The sequence below is a fragment of the Desemzia sp. AGC72 genome, from assembly GCF_057334175.1.
Map to the genome: position 1 here is coordinate 116,563 of NZ_JBHFIG010000010.1, position 23,066 is coordinate 139,628.

Below are 23,066 nucleotides of genomic sequence, written 5' to 3' on the forward strand. Positions count from 1 at the left end.
TTATGGACTATTTATACTGAATTTGTAAACTAAAAAAAGAAAGAGGGATCATTGATGGATACGACAATAAAAGAAGTTGCTCACAAAGCTTTAGAATGCCAACAAACGTGTAATGAGTGTTTCAGTGCTTGTTTAAAAGAGGATCATGTAAAAATGATGGCTGAATGCATTCGGTTAGATAGAGATTGTGCGGATATTTGCGGTTTAGTTGCAAGTTTCTCCAGCAGAGACAGTCGTTTCACAAAAGAATTGATTCAATTGTGTGCAGATGTTTGTCAAGCTTGCGGAGATGAGTGTCAAAAACATGACCATGATCATTGCCAAGAATGCGCAAAGGTTTGTCATGAGTGTGCCGAAGTTTGTCGGTCTTATGTTGCATAAATAAGTCAAAAATCCATTAGGAGTTTACCAGAACTTCTAGTGGATTTTTTAAGCTGTTTCGTATAGGGTATGGTATATTAAGCAGGAATGAGGCAAATAGAACTATCAGTTAACGTGTACAAATAACACAATATAACTTAAGGGATGTTATAAGGGATGAAAGAAAAAAGTTCTACTTCTTATCCAGTGAAGTGGGTAGGGTTAAAACCATATCGATTTAAAAAATACCAATCATGGATCAACCGAGAAAAACCTGGAATCTGCGGTACTTACGCAAGCGCAGCATTAGTACATGATACTTTTTTAAAAGAATATAAAATTGATTTAGCTAAAGACGAATTATTGACAGGTTTAAAATCAGTCATCGATGACTTGTTTCCTTATAAAGGAACTTTTCCTTGGGATTTAAAAGTGGGATTAGACTATGTCTTGAAGGATATCCCGGACCTGAAAGTTAAAATGAGTTTGATTCCGGAGAGAACAGTAGTGAAGTTACTCGAGCAGCCTAATCCTATGCCTTTAGCAGTAGGGACAGCTAAGTTGTTTGGGAGCGAATATAAAAATCATTGGTTGCTGGTTTATGCATATGGTTACAATGAAGACGGTAAATTATTTTTTAAAGCGTATGACAATCATGGAAGATATCAAGCAGTTATCCCTGCCTCTCAAACAATCGGTTGTGTCTGGATAGAAAAAAGAAACGTTAGCTAATAACGTCTCTTTTTTCGTGATATCATGCTCAAATAGCAGCAAGAACATTAGTTGTAGTGATCAACTGAAAAAAATCAATGATTCAATACATGCTGATTTTCTCATTTGCGAAGAAATTCTAAATAACAATAAGAACTAATAAAAAAAGAAGCTGAGAGTATCCCTCAGCTTCTTTTTTTATTATGGAGAGACAATAGTTTCCGCTTCACTGCGAACTTCAGCAAGTCTCTTATTCACCATAGAAATAATTGCATCAGCATGGTCTGGGTTTTCCAAGTCGTACTTATCGATATCAATCGTTAATGTAGCGCTTTTGTTGTAACCATTAAACCAGCCGTCGTAACGACTATGTAAGTGTTTATAATAGTCCAACAGTCCTGAATTTTTTTCAACTTGTTCATAGTCACGTCCGCGTTTTTCGATGCGTTCTAAAACGGTATCCAGAGAACCTCTCAAATAAATCAATAGATCTGGAGATTTTTTAGGCATGCTGTCCAATTCTTCCATCATGTTTTCCAACAAATCTAAATAAGTATCCATTTCCGGTTCACTCATGTTGCCTTGCTCATAGTTGATGCGGGTGAATAAAGCATCTTCATAGATAGAGCGGTCCAAAACGTTGTTTTTATGTTTAAAAGCTTCTTTTATGCTTCTAAAGCGAGTGTTTAAGAAATAAATTTGCAGTGAGAAAGCCCATCTCTTTGGGTCCTCATAAAATTTTTCTAAAATACGGTTGTCATCTACACTTTCATAAAATGCTTCGCTGCCAAGTGCTTCAGATATTAAAGCGGTATAAGTACTTTTTCCTGCGCCAATCATTCCTGCTAATACAATCACTGCGTTTTGTTCTCCTTTCAATTAACGGTCATCCTCCCAAACAAAGACCGATTATGTCTTTATCCTTTATTTAAAAAAGCTTCAGCTTTCCTCAAATAGCCTTAACTAGTATAGCATATTTTTTCTGTTTTAGAGATCAGATTATAAGAGTTCTGCTTTTTTCCACGCATATGAGTGTGTAAAATAATGAAAACAAGAAAACTAATGATGTAAATGTTACGGAAATTTGACGAACCGGAAAATGGAATAAAGAAGTAGGGGTTGGGTTGTAAAAATTTCATTTAGTGATGATTTAAATCATCAATAAGTATTCTTAATGTTATAGTAGATGACTAACCTCATTCCATTTTTCTAAAGAATATTGACCATTAATTAAATCCAAGACTGAAATACTCGTATTCTCAAGCGGCGGAGAAGAACGAAGATCTTTTGTTTCTTTTCCAAGCAGAGAAAGCATAGTACAAGTTATAGTGATGCTGTGACCAACAAATAAAAGATCTTGATTTGGAAAAGCTGCACAGGCAGTTTTTACCACTTCAGTACCTCTTTTGACCAATTCTAGGTAGGTTTCGCCTCCAATTTTAGTTGGGTCGTATAATTCCGGTTTCACTCTTAAGTGATGGAACATTTCCGGGAATGATTGTTTTAATTGAGGAATGAAAGCTCCTTCCCACTCTCCATACTTCAATTCTTTAAATTTTTCCTCAAAATGAACAGTAAATTGATGCTCAAATTGGTTGGTAATCAGTTCACACGTTTCTACGGCACGATGTTGAGGACTGGCGATCACATGAGTGATTCCTTTCTCTTTTAAAGCTAGTCCTGTTTTGACAGCATCTTCTTTGCTTTCTGGAAGAAGCGGAGAATCAACGTCACCGCCTTGTACTCGGTCAGCAAGATTGTATTCTGTTTTCCCATGACGAACAAAATAAAGTTTAGTCATATTTATCTCTCCTATATTAAAATTTAATTTCATCATAACACATCCTCGGCATAATAAAAGAGAAGGGATAAATTTCTAAAAAATAAAACGGATACATGAACTTGAAAGGTATGCCATGACTGTGTCATGTTTTATTGTGTTTTTAGACGTATATATTATAGTGGTATAACTAATGTGCGTAAAAATAGAGGTTGAAATAAAATTTCAATGTGTTAATATGAAATTGGAAATGAAAACGCTGTAAGGAGGAATGCCATGTTTGGCTTATCTATATTCTTAGGTGATGAGTTGACTCAAGAGAGAAAAAGGTATTTGAAACAAATGAAAGAAGCAGGTTTCACAAAAGTGTTTACTTCATTACATATCCCAGAAGAAGATGCTGAGCAGTATCTAGTACGGTTGTCTGAATTGGGAGCATTGATGAAAAAACTGGAAATGGAACTAGTGGCAGATGTTTCTAAGGGTGCTTTAGCTAAGATAGGCGTTTGTGATTTTTCAGCAGAGGAATTGAAACAACTGAAAGAAAAAGGAGTTGACGGTCTAAGAGTCGATTACGGATTTTCAAACCAAGAAATTGCTTTTATGTCTAACGAACTACCAATCGTTTTAAATGCTAGTACGATTACTCAAAATGATGTTGCAGAATTGAATCAATATGGTGCGAATTTCCCTCATATGGTGGCTATGCACAATTATTATCCTAGACCTGAAACGGGTTTAGCGAAGGAAGTACTAAAAGAAAAAAACCAGTGGTTGGTAGAGACAGGATTTACAGTAGCTGCATTTGTTCCTGGAGATAAACAGTTGAGAGGTCCTCTGTATAAACAGTTGCCGACGTTAGAAGATCACCGAGGCAGACATCCTTTGGCTGCAGCGATTGAATTGATTACAGAATGTTTCGTAGATGAAGTGTATATCGGAGACCCTGAAATAGCAGAATCTACAATCTATCAATTCAAGAGATACATCACTGACAAAACGGTTGTATATTTTATTAAACCGGCAAAACAGTCTCCCTATTTTGAAACCGTTTTAGGGAGGCATCAAAACCGATGGGATCCAGCTAAAGATGTGCTGAGAAGTGCGGATGCTCGTTTTAAAGAGATACCTCAAATCAGTCCATATGAAACGATTGAACGAACACGTGGATCTGTAACAATAGACAATCAGGACTACCAACGTTATATGGGCGAAATCCAAATTGTCGTTCATGATCTGCCTAAAGACGAAAAAGTCAATGTTGCAGCACGTATTAGAGCAGAGGACTTGCCACTATTGGATTGGTGTCCTGCTGGCGGATATTTTGAGTTGAAAGAACAAATGAATCAAACAGAGGAGAATATAAGTGAACTTAGATAAATTAACCACAGAAACTAGAAATCATCAAACAATGAATTTAGATGAACTGACTACAAGTGAAGTAGTACAGTTAATGAATGAGGAAGACAAAAAAGTTGCGTATGCAGTTGAAAAAGAGCTGTCTGCAATTTCAAAAGTAGCTGAAGCCATCATTGAAAGCTTTAAGAAAGGAGGACGCTTGATTTATATGGGTGCCGGTACCAGTGGACGTCTAGGCGTTTTAGATGCAGCTGAGTGTGTTCCGACTTTTAGTGTAGAACCTACTATGGTACAAGGATTGATTGCTGGCGGAATGAAAGCCATGACAGTTGCTGTTGAAGGTGCTGAAGACTCTGCTACTTTAGGAAAAGAAGATTTGCAACATATTGACTTGACTGAAAATGATGTAGTCTTAGGAATCGCAGCTAGCGGAAGAACACCATACGTTATCGGAGCATTGACTTATGCAAATGAAATCGGAGCAACAACTGCTTCTCTTTCTTGTAATAAAGATGCTGAGATCAGCCGCTATGCGACTTTACCTATTGAAGTAGAAGTAGGACCTGAAATTTTAACTGGTTCAACTAGACTGAAATCCGGTACAGCACAAAAACTAGTGTTGAATATGTTGTCTACCAGTTCAATGATCGGCATCGGAAAAGTGTATCAAAACTTGATGGTTGACGTAAAACCGTCTAACGAAAAATTGGTAGAACGTTCAAAACGCATCATCATGCAAGCAACAGACTGCTCTTATGAACAGGCTTCTCAAGCTTTTACAAGTGCAAATCAACAAGTGAAAACAGCTATTGTTATGATCTTAACTGACTCTACTAAAGAAGAAGCTGAACAAAAGCTAGAAGAATCGCAAGGATTTGTTAGAAATACGATGGATAAATAAAGCATAGATTAAAAGGAGGAAGAGTAATGGCAAGTGCAAAAGAAGAAAAATTAGCTAAAGATATTTACAGTCAAGTTGGCGGGATGAGTAACGTGGGCAATGTGATCAACTGTATGACTCGTGTCCGTTTAGACATCAAAGATTACGACCAAGTCGATATCGAAAAGTTGAAAAAAGTTGAGGGTGTTTTGGGTGTAGTAGAAGACGATACGTTGCAAATCGTTTTAGGACCTGGAATTGTTACTAAAGTGGCCAATGAAATGTCTCAAATGAAAAAAGGCCGTCCAGCTGAAGTGGACACTACTGGTGTACCTTCAGGACGACAAGAAGCTGAAAGAAAAGCAGCAGCTACTAAATCTGAACAAAAGAAACGCAATAATACTCCATTCAAACGTGCTTTAAAATCAATCGCGAATATTTTTGTACCATTAATTCCAGCATTCGTTGGAGCGGGTATCATCGGTGGTATTGCTTCAGTTTTCCAAAACTTGATTACTGCTGGAAGTATTGATGCTGAAACATGGGGCTACAGTGTACTAGTGCTAAATATTATTAAAAATGGACTATTTATTTATTTAAATATTTATATCGGTATCAATGCAGCAAAAGTTTTTGGAGCTACAGAAGGATTAGGCGGTATTATTGGGGGATTGATCTACCTTCCAGGAATGTTACCTGAAAGTCCATTACCAAACATTTTCACTGGTCAACCTTTAGCAGCAGGACAAGGTGGAGTAATCGGAGTTGTCTTAGCAGTTTGGTTATTATCTATTGTAGAAAAGAACTTACGCAAAGTTGTTCCTGATTCATTAGACGTCATTGTGACTCCAACAATAACATTACTGGTTATTGGACTTACGACTATATTTTTAATTATGCCGCTTGCAGGATTTGTTTCAGGTTCATTAGTCGGTGCTATCACTTGGGTATTGAATGTTGGTGGGGCTTTTGCTGGATTCGTTTTAGGAGCGGCATTCTTACCAATGGTTATGTTTGGTTTACACCAAATTTTAACACCGATCCATATTGAAATGATTGCTTCTCAAGGTTCAACATTGCTTTTACCTATTTTAGCAATGGCTGGTGCTGGTCAAGTCGGAGCAGCTATGGCTTTATGGGTAAAATGCCGTAAGAACAAACAATTAACAAATATGATCAAAGGATCATTGCCAGTAGGGATTTTAGGAATTGGCGAACCGTTGATCTATGCTGTTACATTACCATTAGGCCGTCCATTTATTACAGCATGTATTGGTGGAGGAATCGGTGGTGCTGTTATCGGATTGATCGGTGGAGTCGGAGCTACTGCTATTGGACCAAGTGGGGTTGCTTTAATTCCATTAATTGCTGATGGCTTATGGTGGGGATATGTATTAGGTTTACTAGCTGCATACGCTGGAGGTTTTGCAGCAACGTACTTCTTTGGAGTACCTGCAGAAGCTATGGAACCAACTGAGTTACCTACTACTGAAATTGATGGTGAAACGGTCATCGACTATTAAGCACTTAAGCTTTATACTATAAAGGTAACTGTAAAAGGCAACTAACTGAAATCAGTTTAGATGCCTTTTCTTTTTATAGAGGATTATTCGTCCAAATCGATCAGCAAGCACCAAAAGGGGAAAATATATGTTAAACAATATCTTACTGCAGATAAAAGAAAAAAAAGCATTTCTACCATTGTCAGAAAAAAAGATCGCTGAAGTCATTTTGAAGGATCCTGTATCTGTTATCAATATGAATTCATCACTATTGGCAAAAAAAGCCGACTCCAGTTCAGCAGCGGTCATTCGCTTTTGCCGTTCCATTGGTTTAAAAGGTTTCGTGGATTTGAAGCTGCAGCTTTCAGCAGATCTACAAGGAATCAATGATAATGTCTACACCGATATCGTTCCAGGCGAAGACTTAGAACAAATAAAGAAGAAATTTCTGGTGAACACGCATCATGTTTTCAAAGAAACGAATCATACGTTAGATTCCGAGGCTGTATCCCAAGCGACTAAATTATTTTACGAAAGTTCAGTGATTTATCCATTTGGAGTTGGAGCTTCAGGCATTGTGGCTGAAGATTTTCAGCAAAAGTTCAGTCGAATAGGAAAAAAAGTAATCATTCTTCAAGATCAACACGTGTTAGCTACTGCATTGGCTGTGGCAGATGATAAAGCATTGTTTTTGGGCATCTCTAACGGAGGAGAAAAAAGTGAAGTTTTGGCGTTGACGAAGATGGCAAAAGATTTTGGCGTACAAACCATTTCGTTAACACGCAATACTGAAAATACATTGAGTACTTTGTCAGATGTGCCGCTGAAAACAGCTTTTGCGCAAGAGCCTCCATTGAGAAGCGGAGCAACTGTTTCATTACTAGCACAAATGTATGCAATCGATATTTTATTCTATGCTTATGTTACGAATTATTACCAAGCTAGTATACAAAAATTGGAAAAATCAAAAGAAGCTATTGATCATTTATATCAGCAGTACGAGTTTTTCAACTTATAAAAATAAGCAGGTCGCTGGATGTCTACCAGCACCTGCTTATTTTTATAGGTCTCTTTTTTTAACTAAAAAGTTTTTCCTGTGTTTTTGGCCCAAAAAGACCATCATCTTTTAGGTAGTGATTTTTTTGAAACAATCGAACGGCTTTTTCAGTATTGGCACCGTACTTCTTATCTATAAGACCTACGCAATTGTAATTTAAACAATACAACATAGCTTGTACAGCATATACGTCCCAACCTTCACTACCTGATTTCAAAGTGCGCGTTGAAAGAGATAAGGAATCCTTCCAGATGCCAGTTGGATAGATACCATAAGTCCGTTGGTATAATTTTAAAATAGCAATCTTAGTATTCGATCCAAAAAGACCATTAGGTTCAGTACCGATCGTACGTTGGATTTGAGTGATGACTTCTGCATCAGTTAAAATACTGGAATCCTTTTTTAGTCTGAGTATTTGTCCAGTATAAATGACTTCAGAAGGCAAAAAGTTGATCATTATCAACTGCTGAATAGTGGTGTGGTATTTTTCAGCAATGCTCCAAAGGGTATCGCCTCTTTTGACTAAATGAGACATCGTAACTTGTTTTTTAGAAAAACTTTGTGCTCCTTTAGAAAGATCGTGTGCGAATTGATCCATTGTCACTCCAAATTGAGCTAGATAACGATCTGGGTCAGTATGTGTGGTCCCTCCTAAATTTCGGCTGACCCAATGATGAGTCTTGATGCCTTTATCTTTGATAGAATCTCCAGTATTTAACGTAAATGGGAGAGAAGCTTCAGCAGCTAAATGTTTTAATAACCAAACATAAGCGAGATAATCTATAGCAAATTGTTTTTTGTTTGCTGTTCGAGCCAATTCAACTTGGGCATAAGCATAGGGATTGGCTTTTGGTCCTGCACCATGTTGAAGCTTTCCAGTTTGAGCTATTTGAATAATTCTTCCTCCACCTCCTACCCAATGGCTGGTAAAAACCCCACCTTCTTTCGCTTTTCGAGACATGTAAGTTACTTCGTTGATCAATGCATTTTTGCCAACATTAGCGGGATTACCAGAGTCATGGGCGATAATGAACTTTGATGCTATTAAGGATTTTTGATTGATAGGGATAAATTGTTTTTCGATCGTATACATAGATAGACCTCCTTATTTTTTAATCGAGACGTAAAAAAACTGGACCAATAGGATTGGTCCAGTTTTGATGTGAATTCTGTTTCAGTTAGGACACATCGTTACTCGGTTTCAAAAATATCTGTTACTAATCGTTCCACATAACGAGCTGAAAGACTGGTTGCATAAGGGTTAACACCTTCAATGTCAAACATATTCAAGTGAATGATATCTGCCATTGCTTTTTGAGCAGTCTCAGAAGTTACATCAAGAAGCGGGTCTTTCACACTAATTGTTTTTGTTTTATTGATACTTGTTCCAAACTTCAATTCTAACGTTTTTGCCATGATTTATTCCTCCTTTTAGTATTTTACGTTGGGTTAACGAGTATATTTGTATTCTTCGACAATTATTGTGTGGCCTAAATCTAATCCAGATAAAGATTCAATAGCTGCAGTAAATCCTTCAACTTGTTCTGCAGAGACATTTTCAATTGTATTCGGGTAGCTTCGACGAAGAAATTCCTCGTTTTCAATATCTTCAAAATATAATTCAATTGCCCCTTTATTCCATTCTCTTTGCATAACTCATTCCTCCTTTTTCTGTTTGTGTAAGGTTGTCATGACTGCTTACATGTCTAGTAACGTAACCCGGTTTTTATCTGTTTCCTTTTACGGTTATTTTATTTAACTGGGTTGCATACGAGTCATCTTCTTTGAAGAGAACAAGGGTTTTTGATATGCTTACATTGAACTTGAGTAGACTTTAGTATGAACCAAAAAATTGTTTTAACTAAATTGGAGCGTGAGAAGAATGCAAAGACGAGTAGAAGGAACTTATCAAACTTCAACAGAAGTGATCAAAGCAGTAGAAAGATTATTAAATGAAGGACATAAGGCTGAAGAAATCGTAGTCGTTACAGACCGCAAATCAAAACACCAAGAAGAATTGAAAGATCTGACTTTGGTGGAGGTAGATACTGTTGATCCTAATGAAGGAACTTCATTTTGGGAAAAAGCAAAGGAAATGCTGACTTTTGGTAAGTATGATTCTGAAGAATCAAATGCACCTCTTACAAAATATGACGTAGATGAAAATGAGGCAGAAAAATATAATGCAGCTTTAAAAAATGGAGATGTTCTGCTGTTAGTTGCAGAGAAAGACATATCAAATCAAAGTCAAACTGCATCAGTAGAACAAGAAGATCCAGCAATCATCGCTTCAAAAGAGGCAATGAAAGAGGATTATGAACCTTCTCCAGGGGATGAAGAAATTTTTGATCCAACTAAAGCACAATCTGCTAGAGAAGATAAACCAAACCAAAATAAGGAGGCAGCGCTCATGGATGACAAAAAATTAAATAAAAATGCTCAAGAACCTGTAGATAATAATGAAAATGATAATATGTTAGAAGATGAAGAGGCTCCTCAATTAACGGGCGATGAAACAAGTGTCACTATAGATGAAGGAAACCATGTCTACCCAGACAATATCAACACAGGCTATACAGCGGGCAATGCTAAAAATGATGCGGATGACTCATCCGACTATGTCAATAAACCAGACAATGACGCAAACAATGATGACACTTATATCCAAAGTGGTGAAAAAACCACTGACAATACTGAAAAGAATAATCATTAAGAAATTTAACATCACTTAAATTGTGAATAAAAAGAAGTTAGAAATTTTCTAACTTCTTTTTATTATTTATCAAGTGACAAGCGTCTTTTTTGTAACTAAAAAAGCTTTTTGTTATCTTTAAAATGAAAAGCAAATAAATGAATGCTAAACAGAATAAAATCTCAGAAGGGTTGAGGATAAATTATGACAAATGAAGAATTGAAATCACAAGAACCAAAAAAAGGATATCTGATGAGCGACGCTACAGCAGATGTTCCTCAAGAAATTGAAACAGAAGATCCAAATTATAAACCAGCTGGAAAATTAAAAGGCAAAAACACTATTGTTACAGGTGGAGATAGCGGTATCGGTCAAGCCACAGCCATTGCATTTGCGAAAGAAGGAGCCAATGTAGCAATCGTCTACCATGAAAACGATGAAGATGCCGAAAAGACAAAAAATCGCTTAGAAGAGTTAGGTGTAAAAGTTTTAACGCTCAAAGGTGATGTCGGTAATGAAAATTTTGTTGTAAAAGTAGTCAAAGAAGTGACGGATAAATGGGGTCAAATCGATGTGTTGGTGAACCATGCAGGAGAACAACATGTACAAGAAAAAATCGAAGATATCACAGCTGAACAAATAGATCGCACTTTCCGTACGAATGTTTATAGCATGCATTACTTTGTAAAAGCTGCTCTTCCATATTTATCTGAAGGAAGTTCAATCATCAATACAGCGTCAATCACAGCCTACAAAGGAAAACCGATCCTTCTTGATTATTCTGCATCTAATGGGGCAGTTGTAAGCTTTACAAGAGCATTATCACAACACTCACAAATATTAGATAAAAAAATCCGTGTAAATGGAGTTGCACCAGGTCCAATTTTAACTCCTATGATCCCTGCTACGTTTAATGAAGAACAATTGAAGACTTGGGGTAAAAGCGGAGCTTTAGGTCGACCGGGGAAAGCTTATGAGCTGGCAGGCGCTTATGTATATTTAGCGAGCTCAGACTCAAGCTATGTGTCAGGTCAAATGTTGCATGTCAACGGTGGAGAAATCATCAATGGTTAACAGTCTTTCTTAAGGAAACTGGAGGCAGATAATTATGGTAAAAAGAATAGAAGGTTCTTATAAGTCAATTAATGAAACAATACAAGCAGTTCGTCGTTTATTAAATGAAGGATATTATTTATCTGGCGATATTATTGTAGTAACAAATAAGAAAAACCACGAAAATTTAGAAGACTTAACTTCAGTTCAAGTAGATAAAGTGGACACTGTAGAAGACAAAAGCGCGTGGGATCGTTTCAAAGGTATGTTTGCTAAACCTAGTGAAGAAGCCACTTTGGAACAATATGGAATTGAGATGCACGAGGCTGTTAAATTAGAAGAGGATTTAATACACGGGAATTATGTCGTCATTGTAAATGATACTGCTCTGAATGAAAAGAATAATGATGCAGCAACGAGTATTGATGATGCTGTCGTAGAATCGAGAGAGGATAAATCTGATGTAGAATTAGATGAAGATCCCTTATTGAATGGGTCTGTAGATAGAGGACCTATTTATGGAGTAGTCAAAGAAGAAACTAACGCTAGACCTCTAGATGATATTGTAGATGATGATACCACTAAAAAATAAATAGATTAAAAACCTTGCTGTATAAAAATAATTTTTTATACAGCAAGGTTTTTTTACATAACAGAATAGATTATGAAGAAACAATTAATTTTGAAAATAAAACAAAGTTTTGTACTGTGATATGTAGTTGCTTATTTTATAATGATATAGAAAACGTTCTATAAATTGAAGGGAGATTTATAAAATGAAAGATGATTTAACTACAAAACCATATAACTTAGACGCTGAATCCATTAAATGGGCAGAAAATACAATTGAAAGTATGACAGATGAAGAAAAAATCGGTCAATTGTTTATTAACATGGGTTCAAGCCGTACTAAAGAATATTTAACAGGTGTCTTAAATGACTACCATATTGGGGGAGTTCGTTACAATCCTGGTAAATCAGATGAAGTTTACGTACAAAACCGCATTTTACAAGAAAATAGTAAAATTCCACTATTGATCGCTGCTAACACTGAAATGGGTGGAAACGGCGCAAGCACTGATGGAACATATATCGGTAACGAAGTAAAAATTGCTGCTACAAATGATCCGAAGTACGCTTACGAAATGGGACGCGTTTCGGGGATTGAAGCGGCAGCTATTGGATGTAACTGGAGTTTTGCTCCGATTGTTGACCTTTTACGCAACTGGCGTAATCCGATCATCTCTACTCGTACTTGGAGTTCAGATGTGGATCAAACCATTGAACTTTCTCTAGAATATATGAGAGGAATTCAAGAGAGCGGTATCGCTCCAGTTGCAAAACATTTCCCAGGAGACGGAATCGATGAGCGTGACCAACATTTATCATTTGCGCCTAACCATTACTCTGTAGAAGAGTGGGATGCTACTTTTGGTAAAGTTTACGGTTCATTATTTGATGCTGGACTTCCATCTATCATGGCTGGACACATCTCATTACCTTCTTACTTACGTCACTTCAATCCTGAAGCAACAGTGCAAGAAGCATATTTGCCAGCCACTCTTAGCAAATATATTTTGACAGACTTATTAAGAGATAGAATGGGATTCAATGGGTTAGTTGTAACTGATGCTAGCCATATGGTTGCTTTAACAGGTGCTATGAAACGTAAAGACATGCTTCCAGCTTCTATCGCTGCTGGTCCAGATTTATTCTTATTCTTCAATGATCCAGACGAAGACTTACAATGGATGATGGATGGATACAAAAATGGCGTTATTACTGAAGATCGTCTAAAAGAAGCGTTGACTCGTATTTTAGGAACAAAAGCTGCTTTAGGCTTGCACAAAAAAGCTAAAACAGAAATTTTGCCTTCGAAAGAAGAAGCAATGGCTAAAATCGGTCTCCCAGAAAATCAAAAAATTGCAGAAGAAGTTGCTGACAAAGCAATCACATTAGTTAAAAATAAAGAAAATATCTTCCCGATTTCTCCAGAAGACAAAAAACGTGTGCTGCTAGTAGATGTTAAGGGAACACAAGGTGGTTTCGGAGCAATGGTTGGTGAAAATGTACGCTCATCTGCTAAAATAAAAGAGTTACTTGAAGCAGAAGGTTTTGAAGTATCAATTTGGGAAGCTGCTGAAGAAAAAATCATGAAAATGCCTGAAGAAGAAAGAAAAGCAGCATTGGCAAACGTATATGCTCAAAAACGTCCAATTGCCGAATTAACAGAAAAGTATGATTTGATCATCAACTTGGCTATTGTTAATCCCAATATGGATCAACGTATCCAATGGCCAGCTTCAAAAGGTACTCCGGATATTCCATTCTATGTACACGAAGCACCGATGATTTTTGTTTCATTGCAATCTCCATTCCACTTAGCTGATGTGCCTCAAGTACAAACGTACATCAACGCTTATGACAACAAAGACTTCACAATGAAAGCGTTAGTGGACAAATTCATAGGCCGTTCAGAATTCAAAGGAGTATCTCCAGTAGACGTATTTTGCGGATTCGAAGATACTCATTACTAAACTAAACGATAGGTAAATTAAGCATTTATGTGGGGATAAATCTCTCTCATAAGTGCTTTTTGTATACTACAAATTTGATGGAAAAGAATTGATTCGAACATTTGTTTGAGGTACGCTATAATAAGAGCAAGAAATAGGATTAGGAGGTGGGAGGTTTGTCACTTACTCCAAATGACCAACCAAAGAATGAGAAAAAAACGAATCCCAAGATCACGAAAATAGAAACCCAAAAACGTAAGGGACGATACAACGTTTATTTAGACGGAGAGTACGCTTTTCCTATAGATGAATCAGTTTTAGTAAACCATGTTCTTTTTAAAGGAATGGAAATTTCAAAAGAATTTCAAAAACAGCTCGAGGAAGAAGACGATTTCAGCAAAGCTTTTTCACGAGCCGTAAATTACTTAAGTTATTCACTGCGCTCAGAAAAAGAAGTCCGAGACGATTTGTTGAAACATGAGTTTTCATTAGAAACAGCAGAAAAAGCTATCGAAAAATTAAAAACAATGAAGTACATTGATGATTTGACTTACGCAGAAAGTTATACGAGAACTGCAGCTAATCTTAATGGAAAAGGACCTTACACTATACGTCAGGAACTGAAAAAGCGTGGCGTTCAGGACACGATCATTGAACAAGCCTTATTGCAGTATCCTTTAGAACAGCGAATCGAAAATGGTGTTGCTGCAGCGAACAAGGTGTTGAAAAGAACTAAACAAAGTTCTTCGAAAGAAACAGCAAATAAGGTTAGGCAAAATCTCATGCAAAAAGGATTCAACAGTGATGAGATCACTGAAATCTTGACTCATATAGATACAGAAAAAGAAGAAGATGATGAATATGAAGCATTAAAGAGACATGGAGAAAAGATTTGGCGTAAACAATCTAAGCTGATAGGCAGCAAAAAAATTCAAAAAGTGAAGACTAATTTATACCAAAAGGGTTTTGATGGTGAATTGATTACCCAATTTATTAATGAGAAGGAATTAGAAGAAGATGAGTGAATTGAGTATGGCGAAGGAAAAAGCAATCAATGGAATACAAATTTGGCCAAAAGAAAAAATCGAACGCTTTCGAACAACTTTATTAAGCTGGTACGATATAGAAAAACGAGATCTTCCATGGCGGAAGAATAATGATCCTTATCGTATCTGGGTATCGGAGATCATGCTACAGCAAACACGTGTAGACACGGTTATTCCGTATTATTTAAACTTTATGAGAACATTCCCTTCTATTGAAGCTTTAGCCCAAGCAGAAGAAGATACTTTATTAAAAGCTTGGGAAGGACTAGGATATTATTCTCGGGTTCGTAATTTGCAGAAAGCAGCAATCCAGATCGTCGAAGATTACAATGGCGAAATGCCGCGTGATCCAAAAGAAATCATCAAGTTAAAAGGGATTGGGCCATATACGACGGGAGCAATCGCCAGTATGGCTTTCGGATTACCTGAACCGGCCGTGGACGGAAATATCATGCGCATTTTAAGCCGCTTATTTGAAATTGATGCAGATATTGCTTTACCTGCCAATCGTAAGCTGTTTGAAGAGATTTTAAGAGAAATCATTGATCCTTATAGACCAGGAGACTTCAATCAAGCTCTGATGGATTTAGGTGCTACTATTTGTACGCCGAAAAATTATCATCCTGAAAAAAGTCCTGTGAAAGAATTCAATCAATCTTTTCTAAATGGCACATGGGAAAAATATCCTGTAAAAAGCAAAAAGAAAAAAGCAAAACCTGTTTATTATGTTGGAGTTGTCGTTAGCAACCGTAAAGGAGAATTATTACTTGAAAAGCGACCAAGCAATGGTTTGTTAGCCAGTATGTGGACTTTTCCGTTGTTGGAAGAGAACCAGATGAGTCAGTTTTTCTCCAAAGGGAAGTTCGTCACGACAAAAGATAGACTGACAGACTATTCAGTTAATGACTTGAGCAATCAACTGGATTTATTTTACGGAATAAAACCCGTTTTGATAACAGAGCCGTTTGCTGGAGATACACATATTTTCAGCCATCTTAAATGGCACATGGCTATTTATTATGGAGAACTCAGCCACGAAGACTCAATTGCTACGATTCCAGAGCATTGTGCATGGGTGAAACCCGAAGATTTTGATCAATATACTTTCCCGGGTCCTCAAATGAAGATGTGGGCAGCGTATAAAAATAAATTTTTACAGAAATAAACAAACTTATTTTGAATATCGATAAAGGCTTTTTTCACTGTTACCTTAAGAGCATTTGTGCACCGAAAAGAGGCGGGAAATTGATGCTTTAGATCAACGAAAAAAAAGGTGGGCTAAACACCCACCTTTTTTTTACTTTATTAAAATGATTATGGTATACTATTTAATGATTCGAGTGTATTCTTACACTTGTGGTAAAGTAACTATCTCTTAACAAGTAATAGAGATAAAGAAAGTTGGGTTAGCGATGCATCATCCAAAAGAAGGAGAATACATCACGATCCAAAGCTATAAACACGACGGCAGTTTACATCGCACGTGGCGAGATACAATGGTACTAAAAACAAGTAATCAATCCTTGATCGGCTGCAATGACCATACTCTAGTTACCGAAGCAGATGGCAGAAGATGGGTGACAAGAGAACCGGCTATTCTTTATTTCCATAAAAAATACTGGTTCAACATCATCGCTATGATTCGCGATAACGGAGTATCTTATTATTGTAACCTTGCCTCACCAGCTCTTATTGATGAAGAAGGATTAAAATATATTGATTATGATTTAGACATCAAAGTATTTCCAGATGGCGAAAAGCGGTTGTTGGATGTAGACGAGTACGAAGACCATAGTCGTAAATGGGAATATCCAGAAGATATTGATCATATATTGAAAGAAAATGTCAAAATCCTTGTAGATTGGATCAACGAAGGCAAAGGTCCATTCTCTCAGGCATACATGGACATTTGGTATGACCGATACCGTCAATTATCTGGGAAACAATAGGTCTTGGTACAAGGTTGTGAGTGTTCCAATAAAGTGAAATCTTCATCAAGCGTTTTTGACAAGCGAATACCGTGGTTACTTTTTGAATAAAAATAGGTATTGAAGCGTTTTGTCTAGTAATGTGAGATAGAGCCGAACAGGTCATCACCATAATGAAAATTGTGAAGATGACCTGTTTTTTTATTATAATAATGATAGATGTTAAAAATAAGGAGTGGAACCATGAAAAAGAAAAGTATGATATTAGTTGTGTTGTTATTTTTTATTACAGTAGGTGTAGTGTATGCAGGATATGATTTTTCAAATCAACAACAGCAAGAGTTGATTCAAGCAACTTCAGCTGAGGGAGAAAAAAAAGAAAGTACTGATCAAGAAGTACCCGTTCAGGAAAATGATATTTCTTCTTATGAAAGTAAGCGCAATCAGTTGTCTATCATAGATTACATAAAATACATAGAGTTAACAGAGAAAGAACCAGCTATTGCTTTTTACGGGCAATCAGCAGATGACGCCGTTTGGGTAGAAAGTGTTGCTGCAGCACTAAATTCTTCATTGACCAATGATCTGCAATCAACTTCGCTCTTGAAACCAGAAACAGATTCTTATGATCTATATATTACTAATGCAGCACAAAGCTTAACAGAAACAAATGCAGATGTTGTATTCTTTTTGACTCCAGCTTTAGGTGATCAAATCCGTGATGTCAGTATAGAGGATTCTAAAGACTATTTGGTTAGGAATGTAAATCAAATCCAAGAGATGTTGCCAGATGCCTTAGTTGTGTTAGTAACCCCTACACCTAATGAAGAATCAGAAGATTACAACTCTAGAATGCTGACTTACATAGATTATAAAGATGCTGCAGTAGAAGTAGCAGAGGAAATCGAATTACCATTGTTTGATATACATGAAAAATACTTAGAACTATTAGAACAGCAAAATGGCTCTATAGAAACCAATGTTGAAGAAAACGGAGTGACATTAAACGAAGAAGGCAACCAGTTGATGGGTGAAATATTTAATGAAGAATTGGCAGTACCAGTAGATACAACTTCAGGTGCTGGGAATTAATTTAAAGGCGGTTAACAAAAAATGAATAACAAGAAATTAGTGAAAATCAGTATTATTGATGAAGACCCAGTGTTTTTAAATGCTCTTTACCATACACTAGACTCATTAGACTCTGAAAAATACCCTATCGAATTGAAAGCTTTTTCGGATGGTTTATTATTTATCAATGATGAATGGTCTTTGTCGGGTCAGCCTCAAATTATTATTTTAAACGACTTTTTACCTAAAAAGAGCGGGTTAGAATTGATTCAGTTATTAAGAAAAAGACCAGAAAATAAGAATGATAACATTATTATGATGACACAAGGAATTTCAGAAGATGATATTATTTTTGCATATAAAAGCGGTATTGATTTTCATTTACGAAAGCCATTTAGTCTACGTGTTTTTAAGGCGCGCATGGAAAGTATGATAGAAAGGGTCGGCAAACATGAATGATTTAATATCTTTTTTGGTGTGGCTGATTGTATTGTTGTTGCTGATTTTTATTTTATTTTTCGTTTACTTAGTTTTCTATGGTAAAAAAATAGAACGTTTTGAACAAAACAAAGAACAGTATATTAAGAACAATGAACTAGACTGGTACCAGTACTTGATTGGTCAACAAAAGCAATTAAACCATAAATTGACTTATGAACAATATGAGATTGAAGCCATTGAAGAGATATTGATATCCTATACACGAAATGCGTCAGATAAAAATATTTTGTTCAATATTCAAAAATTCACTAGTGAAAACCTTTTGAGCTTTTACCGACAACAGTTAAAAAGCAGCAAATGGAGTATAAGAATGAATGCTCTCTACCGAATTGGTGACTTCAGAATGGAGAGCCTTTTTGATGAGTGTAAAAAGGTGCTGCATAAAAAAATCAGTAAAGAAGAATATTTTGAAATTATGATCTTAAGTTCCTATTTTGACATTTCTTACTTTATAGAAGAATTAATTGCAGCAAAAATAGTGTTTTCAGAATACGAATACAAAAAAATATTCTTTGGGATCAGCGACCAAGCTGAGAGCGAATTAGAAAAACAATTTGAACAGCTGCCGCAGACAACTCAGTTAGCTTATATAGACACACTCGGGTTGAAACGAAAAGCAAGATCACTAGTTTTTTTAGAAAAGCAGCGCGAGAGTGAGCAGCTGGAAATTAGAATTCGATCACTAAAAGCAGCTTATGAAATCGGAATACCGATTGAAGTAGAAAAACTAACACATTTTATTGCTTCGCCCATTTGGGAGGAACGTTTGATGTGTGTCAGGCTGCTGAGTATCTTGCCTACAGAAAGTTCGATTGCACATCTTCGTAATTTAATAGAAGATCAGAACTGGTGGGTGCGATCGAAAGCGGCTGAAGTAATCCGACAAGGGAAAAATGGAAAAGCCGTATTGAAAGAAATCGTCCAATTCTCTAAAGACGCTTATGCTGTAGATATTGCTAATGAGTTACTGAACGAGAAGGGATGATCTTATGGATTTGATTAATGTATTGATGTTATTTGTTGGTTCTCTGATTGCTTTTTATATGCTCAGTATTATAGGTTCGTATATCGTCATGTTGATCATCGCGTCTTCTGAAGAAGGAAGACAATCAAAATTAGATAAAAAAACACAGGATGCCGATTACATAAATGCTGCCTATGCAAAACCAATATCTATTATAGTTCCAGCATACAATGAAGAAGAAGGTATTATAGAGAGTGTTTATTCTTTATTGAATATTCGCTATCCTCAAGTAGAATACATCATTGTTAATGATGGTTCTACAGATAGTACACAAACTAAAGTAATCAATGAATTTGAAATGGTACCTGTTGATCGCATCATAAGAAAACAATTGAATACGCAAGAAGTTAAACAAATTTATCGTTCTTTAAAACACCCTAATCTTGTGATGGTGGATAAAATAAATGGTGGAAAAGCAGACGCTTTAAATACAGGAATCAATGTGGCTAAGTATCCTTATTTTTGTTCAATTGATGGAGATTCTATTTTAGAAAAAAATGCGCTATTAAGAGTTATGAAACCAATTATCAATTCTAATGAAGAAGTTATAGCTGCTGGAGGAACGATCAGGATTGTGAATGGTTTGACTGTTGAATCCGGAACAATAGCTGGAAAAGGTTTGGCTAAAAATCCTTTAGTAATCATGCAGACGATTGAATACATTCGAGCTTTTCTAATCGGACGTATTGCTTTGAGCAAATTCAATCTAGTTTTGATCATTTCTGGAGCTTTCAGTGTATTCAATCGTAAATGGGTGATTGATGCGGGAGGCTACTCAGTGGATATCATTGGTGAGGATATGGAATTGGTAGTTAAATTGCACAAATTGATCAAAGAACGCAAGTCAAACCATAAAATTGCTTATGTAGCGGATCCGGTATGTTATACAGAAGCACCTCAAAAATTGTCTATTTTAAGAAGTCAAAGACGTAGATGGCATCAAGGGTTGTTAGAAAGTTTAACACGTCATAAAACAATGTCTTTTAATCCAAAGTATAAAGCAATAGGTATGATAGCGATGCCTTATTTTTGGTTTGTAGAAGCATTAGGGCCGATCGTTGAAGTAGGCGGCTATCTATTTGTTATTTTGTCAATGTTCCTTGGAAATGTTTATTATGACTATGCAATCGTCTTATTTTTATTATTTGTTATCTACAGTGCAGTGTACTCAGTAGCGGCTGTTTTATTAGATGCTTGGTCAACAAATGTGTATCCTTCTTTCAAAGATATCGGAAAAATCATGGGATGCGCTTTGACAGAAATTTTTTGGTATAAACCATTGACTCTTTTATGGCGATTGGAGGGATTATTCCGATTCCTTCGAGGAAATAAAGAGTGGGGCAAGATGGAACGCGCTGGGTTCACAAAGGAAGACACATTATCATGAAGTTGAGTATAAAAAAGTTGATGATTATAGTACTAGGCTTGCTATTGTTTTTAATTGGAGGATCGATTTTCTATATGCAAAGACCAGAAGATAAGCCAAATGACGTTGGAATGGAAGAAGAGTCATCATTCAATTATAATGCCAGAATAGAAGAGAATAGTTTTGAAGTTTACGAAAATGGTAAATGGGTCCCTATGACCATTAAAGGAGTCAATATGGGGATGGCTAAACCAGGTACTTTTCCTGGAGAAGCAGGTATTACAGAAGATGAATATTATAGGTGGTTTGAACAGATTGGTGAAATGAACGCTAATACTATCCGTATTTATACAATCCATCCGCCTGGTTTTTATAACGCATTGAAAAAATATAATGAAACAAATGAAAATCCTATTTATATCTTCCACGGTGTATGGATGAATGAAGAAAATCTCCTTGATTCAATGGATGCATTTGAGCCGGAGAACCTTGCTCTTTTTAAACAAGAAATGGAATCAATAGTCGATTTGATTCACGGAAATAAAACAATTGAACCTTCACCTGGACATGCTCATGGCGTTTACGAAAGTGATGTTTCTCAATACATTATTGGATGGATCATAGGAGTAGAGTGGAATCCGGAAGTTGTGCTTTCAACTAATGAGAAGCATTCCAGCGATATAAGTGATTATACTGGGACATTTTTTGAGACGAAAGATGCTCAGCCATTCGAATACTGGTTAGCCCAATTGATGGACGAGTTGACCCAATATGAGCTTGAAGAATACGACTGGAAACGCCCTATGAGTTTTACGAACTGGGTGACTACTGATATTCTTGAACATCCAGCAGATTCCAGTAATGCTGAAGATATTGTCAGTGTGGATCCAAATGTGATTTATGCTAAAGGGGAAGCAGAAGAGACTGGTCAGTTTGCTTCGTACCATGTTTATCCTTACTATCCTGATTTTTTAAATTATGATCCGGATTATTTGAACTATGAGGATCATCGAGGAGAGAAAAATAATTACGCAGGGTATTTGAATGAGTTGAAAAGTGTGCATCGCTTACCTATTTTAGTAGCTGAGTTCGGTGTCCCTGCTTCGCGAGGGATGACACACACGAACCCATTCGGGAAAAACCAAGGATTTTTATCCGAGACTACACAAGGAGAGCTCATCAGCAGCTTGTATGAAGATATCATAGCTGAAGATTATTTAGGCGGTTTGATTTTTTCGTGGCAAGACGAATGGTTCAAACGCACTTGGAACACCATGGATTATGATAATCCCGATCGTCGTCCGTTCTGGTCGAATGTACAAACGAACGAGCAAAGGTTTGGATTGCTGAGTTTTGATCCTTTAAAAATACATCCTAACGGAAATAAAGAGGACTGGACCACAGAGCCTATTTATGAAAAAGAAAATGGAGACTTAAAAGCTCTTTATACAGATCACGATGAATCTTATTTGTATGTGAGGTTAGATATTGGGACGGGAAGTAGTAAAGGATATCCTATTATTTTGCTGGATACTGTACCAGAGCAAGGGAATAAGGCTGCTGAAAATATGAATGGAATTCAATTTAAAAATGGAGCAGAATTTTTGATCCAATTAAATGATGATGAATCGCGTATCCTGATTAACGATTATTATGATTTCTATACTTATCAATATGGAATCCAAAGTGATTTTATTGATCCAAAACCAGAAAAACCGGAGGACAATAGCGGTAAATTTATACCAATTTATTATGCACTGAATAAGGAATATTATTTACCGACTGAAAACAGGACTGTTCCATTCCAATTTTATGAAACAGGCAAGTTGAAAGAAGGGAATGCAGATCCAGCTTCAGAAAATTATGACTCGTTGACAGATTATCATGTCCTTGAAGATGAGATGATAGAACTGCGAATTCCTTGGTTGTTGCTGCAAGCAAAAGATCCCAGTCAAAAAGAGTTTATTGGCGACATATATAAAGACGGTATTTCTGCAAGCAAAGTAATTGATGAAATCTCTATTGGAGCATTATATATTTCTGGAAATGGTGAGGTTGTTGAATCGTTCCCAGCATTGGAAAACGGAAAAGAGCTGCCTGAAATGAAGAGATATACCTGGGAAAACTGGGACTTGCCCCAAACAAAAGAAAGACTAAAAACTTCTTATCAAATCATTAAACAGTTATTTTTAAATTATGAATAAAAAATCCGTCATTGAG

Annotated in this window: 23 protein-coding genes; 18 read left to right on the forward strand and 5 right to left on the reverse strand. The window is 36.4% G+C overall.

Features of this window, described 5'->3' with window-relative positions; all coding sequences use genetic code 11:
• Positions 1-54 precede the first annotated feature (54 nt).
• Together ACE025_RS05985 and ACE025_RS05990 are read left to right on the forward strand one after the other, a co-directional pair.
• Entirely contained in the window at positions 55-381 is a 327-nt protein-coding gene (locus ACE025_RS05985) for a four-helix bundle copper-binding protein (protein WP_485938441.1), read from the forward strand.
• A gap of 156 nt (positions 382-537) precedes the next feature.
• Entirely contained in the window at positions 538-1,092 is a 555-nt protein-coding gene (locus tag ACE025_RS05990) for a dihydrolipoamide dehydrogenase (protein ID WP_485938443.1), read from the forward strand.
• A 180-nt stretch (positions 1,093-1,272) separates the two neighbouring features.
• On the opposite strand, the gene ACE025_RS05995 is transcribed toward ACE025_RS05990, so the two are convergent.
• Together ACE025_RS05995 and ACE025_RS06000 are read right to left on the reverse strand one after the other, a co-directional pair.
• The gene (locus ACE025_RS05995) at positions 1,273-1,950 is read right to left on the reverse strand and encodes a deoxynucleoside kinase (RefSeq protein WP_485938445.1); all 678 of its coding nucleotides are present in this window, start codon (positions 1,948-1,950) and stop codon (positions 1,273-1,275) included.
• Between the two features lie 298 nt (positions 1,951-2,248).
• Positions 2,249-2,872: a histidine phosphatase family protein gene (locus ACE025_RS06000; protein WP_485938447.1), complete on the reverse strand. Its 624-nt coding sequence runs from the start codon at positions 2,870-2,872 to the stop codon at positions 2,249-2,251.
• A gap of 255 nt (positions 2,873-3,127) precedes the next feature.
• On the opposite strand from ACE025_RS06000, the gene ACE025_RS06005 reads away from it, so the two are divergent.
• The 4 genes from ACE025_RS06005 to ACE025_RS06020 all read left to right on the forward strand — a co-directional run bounded on the left by ACE025_RS06005 (position 3,128) and on the right by ACE025_RS06020 (position 7,610).
• The gene (locus ACE025_RS06005; protein ID WP_485938449.1) at positions 3,128-4,231 is read left to right on the forward strand and encodes a DUF871 domain-containing protein; all 1,104 of its coding nucleotides are present in this window, start codon (positions 3,128-3,130) and stop codon (positions 4,229-4,231) included.
• A complete protein-coding gene (gene murQ / locus ACE025_RS06010; protein ID WP_485938451.1) occupies positions 4,218-5,111 on the forward strand; it encodes an N-acetylmuramic acid 6-phosphate etherase in 894 nt (297 codons plus the stop codon). Before ACE025_RS06005 ends, murQ begins: the two co-directional genes overlap by 14 nt.
• A gap of 26 nt (positions 5,112-5,137) precedes the next feature.
• A complete protein-coding gene (locus ACE025_RS06015) occupies positions 5,138-6,613 on the forward strand; it encodes a PTS transporter subunit EIIC (RefSeq protein WP_485938453.1) in 1,476 nt (491 codons plus the stop codon).
• Positions 6,614-6,740: 127 nt separating this feature from the next.
• Positions 6,741-7,610 (forward strand): MurR/RpiR family transcriptional regulator, encoded by an 870-nt coding sequence (locus ACE025_RS06020; protein ID WP_485938455.1) that lies wholly within the window; start codon positions 6,741-6,743, stop codon positions 7,608-7,610.
• 58 nt (positions 7,611-7,668) lie between these two features.
• Here the strand turns inward: ACE025_RS06020 and ACE025_RS06025 are convergent, their stop codons facing one another.
• The 3 genes from ACE025_RS06025 to ACE025_RS06035 form a co-directional block, all read right to left on the reverse strand.
• The gene (locus tag ACE025_RS06025) at positions 7,669-8,742 is read right to left on the reverse strand and encodes a peptidoglycan-binding protein (protein ID WP_485938457.1); all 1,074 of its coding nucleotides are present in this window, start codon (positions 8,740-8,742) and stop codon (positions 7,669-7,671) included.
• A 98-nt stretch (positions 8,743-8,840) separates the two neighbouring features.
• Positions 8,841-9,065 (reverse strand): DUF2922 domain-containing protein, encoded by a 225-nt coding sequence (locus ACE025_RS06030; protein ID WP_485938459.1) that lies wholly within the window; start codon positions 9,063-9,065, stop codon positions 8,841-8,843.
• Between the two features lie 33 nt (positions 9,066-9,098).
• On the reverse strand, positions 9,099-9,302 hold the full coding sequence (locus ACE025_RS06035; protein WP_485938461.1) for a DUF1659 domain-containing protein: 204 nt from the start codon (positions 9,300-9,302) through the stop codon (positions 9,099-9,101).
• A gap of 229 nt (positions 9,303-9,531) precedes the next feature.
• Between ACE025_RS06035 and ACE025_RS06040 the strand changes: the two genes are divergently transcribed.
• From ACE025_RS06040 to ACE025_RS06095, 12 genes are all read left to right on the forward strand, one after another.
• Positions 9,532-10,362: a general stress protein gene (locus ACE025_RS06040; RefSeq protein WP_485938463.1), complete on the forward strand. Its 831-nt coding sequence runs from the start codon at positions 9,532-9,534 to the stop codon at positions 10,360-10,362.
• 183 nt (positions 10,363-10,545) lie between these two features.
• Positions 10,546-11,415 carry an SDR family oxidoreductase gene (locus ACE025_RS06045; RefSeq protein ID WP_485938465.1) on the forward strand — a complete coding sequence of 290 codons (870 nt, stop codon included), beginning with the start codon at positions 10,546-10,548 and terminating at the stop codon, positions 11,413-11,415.
• Positions 11,416-11,449: 34 nt separating this feature from the next.
• Positions 11,450-11,986, forward strand: coding sequence for a general stress protein (locus ACE025_RS06050; protein WP_485938467.1), 537 nt, complete (start codon positions 11,450-11,452; stop codon positions 11,984-11,986).
• Positions 11,987-12,170: 184 nt separating this feature from the next.
• Entirely contained in the window at positions 12,171-13,931 is a 1,761-nt protein-coding gene (locus ACE025_RS06055; protein WP_485938469.1) for a glycoside hydrolase family 3 protein, read from the forward strand.
• A gap of 155 nt (positions 13,932-14,086) precedes the next feature.
• Positions 14,087-14,935 carry a recombination regulator RecX gene (recX, locus tag ACE025_RS06060; RefSeq protein WP_485938471.1) on the forward strand — a complete coding sequence of 283 codons (849 nt, stop codon included), beginning with the start codon at positions 14,087-14,089 and terminating at the stop codon, positions 14,933-14,935.
• 7 nt (positions 14,936-14,942) lie between these two features.
• A complete protein-coding gene (gene mutY, locus ACE025_RS06065) occupies positions 14,943-16,121 on the forward strand; it encodes an A/G-specific adenine glycosylase (RefSeq protein WP_485938473.1) in 1,179 nt (392 codons plus the stop codon).
• A gap of 247 nt (positions 16,122-16,368) precedes the next feature.
• Entirely contained in the window at positions 16,369-16,905 is a 537-nt protein-coding gene (ntdP, locus tag ACE025_RS06070; RefSeq protein ID WP_092479624.1) for a nucleoside tri-diphosphate phosphatase, read from the forward strand.
• Between the two features lie 222 nt (positions 16,906-17,127).
• Positions 17,128-17,976: an SGNH/GDSL hydrolase family protein gene (locus ACE025_RS06075; protein WP_485938476.1), complete on the forward strand. Its 849-nt coding sequence runs from the start codon at positions 17,128-17,130 to the stop codon at positions 17,974-17,976.
• A 21-nt stretch (positions 17,977-17,997) separates the two neighbouring features.
• Complete coding sequence (locus ACE025_RS06080; protein ID WP_485938478.1) at positions 17,998-18,414, forward strand: response regulator; 417 nt, start codon at positions 17,998-18,000, stop codon at positions 18,412-18,414.
• Complete coding sequence (locus ACE025_RS06085; RefSeq protein WP_485938480.1) at positions 18,407-19,441, forward strand: HEAT repeat domain-containing protein; 1,035 nt, start codon at positions 18,407-18,409, stop codon at positions 19,439-19,441. Before ACE025_RS06080 ends, ACE025_RS06085 begins: the two co-directional genes overlap by 8 nt.
• Positions 19,442-19,445: 4 nt before the next feature.
• Positions 19,446-20,867, forward strand: a complete 1,422-nt coding sequence (locus ACE025_RS06090; protein WP_485938482.1) for a glycosyltransferase family 2 protein — start codon at positions 19,446-19,448, stop codon at positions 20,865-20,867.
• Complete coding sequence (locus ACE025_RS06095; RefSeq protein ID WP_485938484.1) at positions 20,864-23,050, forward strand: family 2 glycosyl transferase; 2,187 nt, start codon at positions 20,864-20,866, stop codon at positions 23,048-23,050. The genes ACE025_RS06090 and ACE025_RS06095 overlap by 4 nt, the downstream gene beginning before the upstream one ends.
• Positions 23,051-23,066 lie beyond the last annotated feature (16 nt).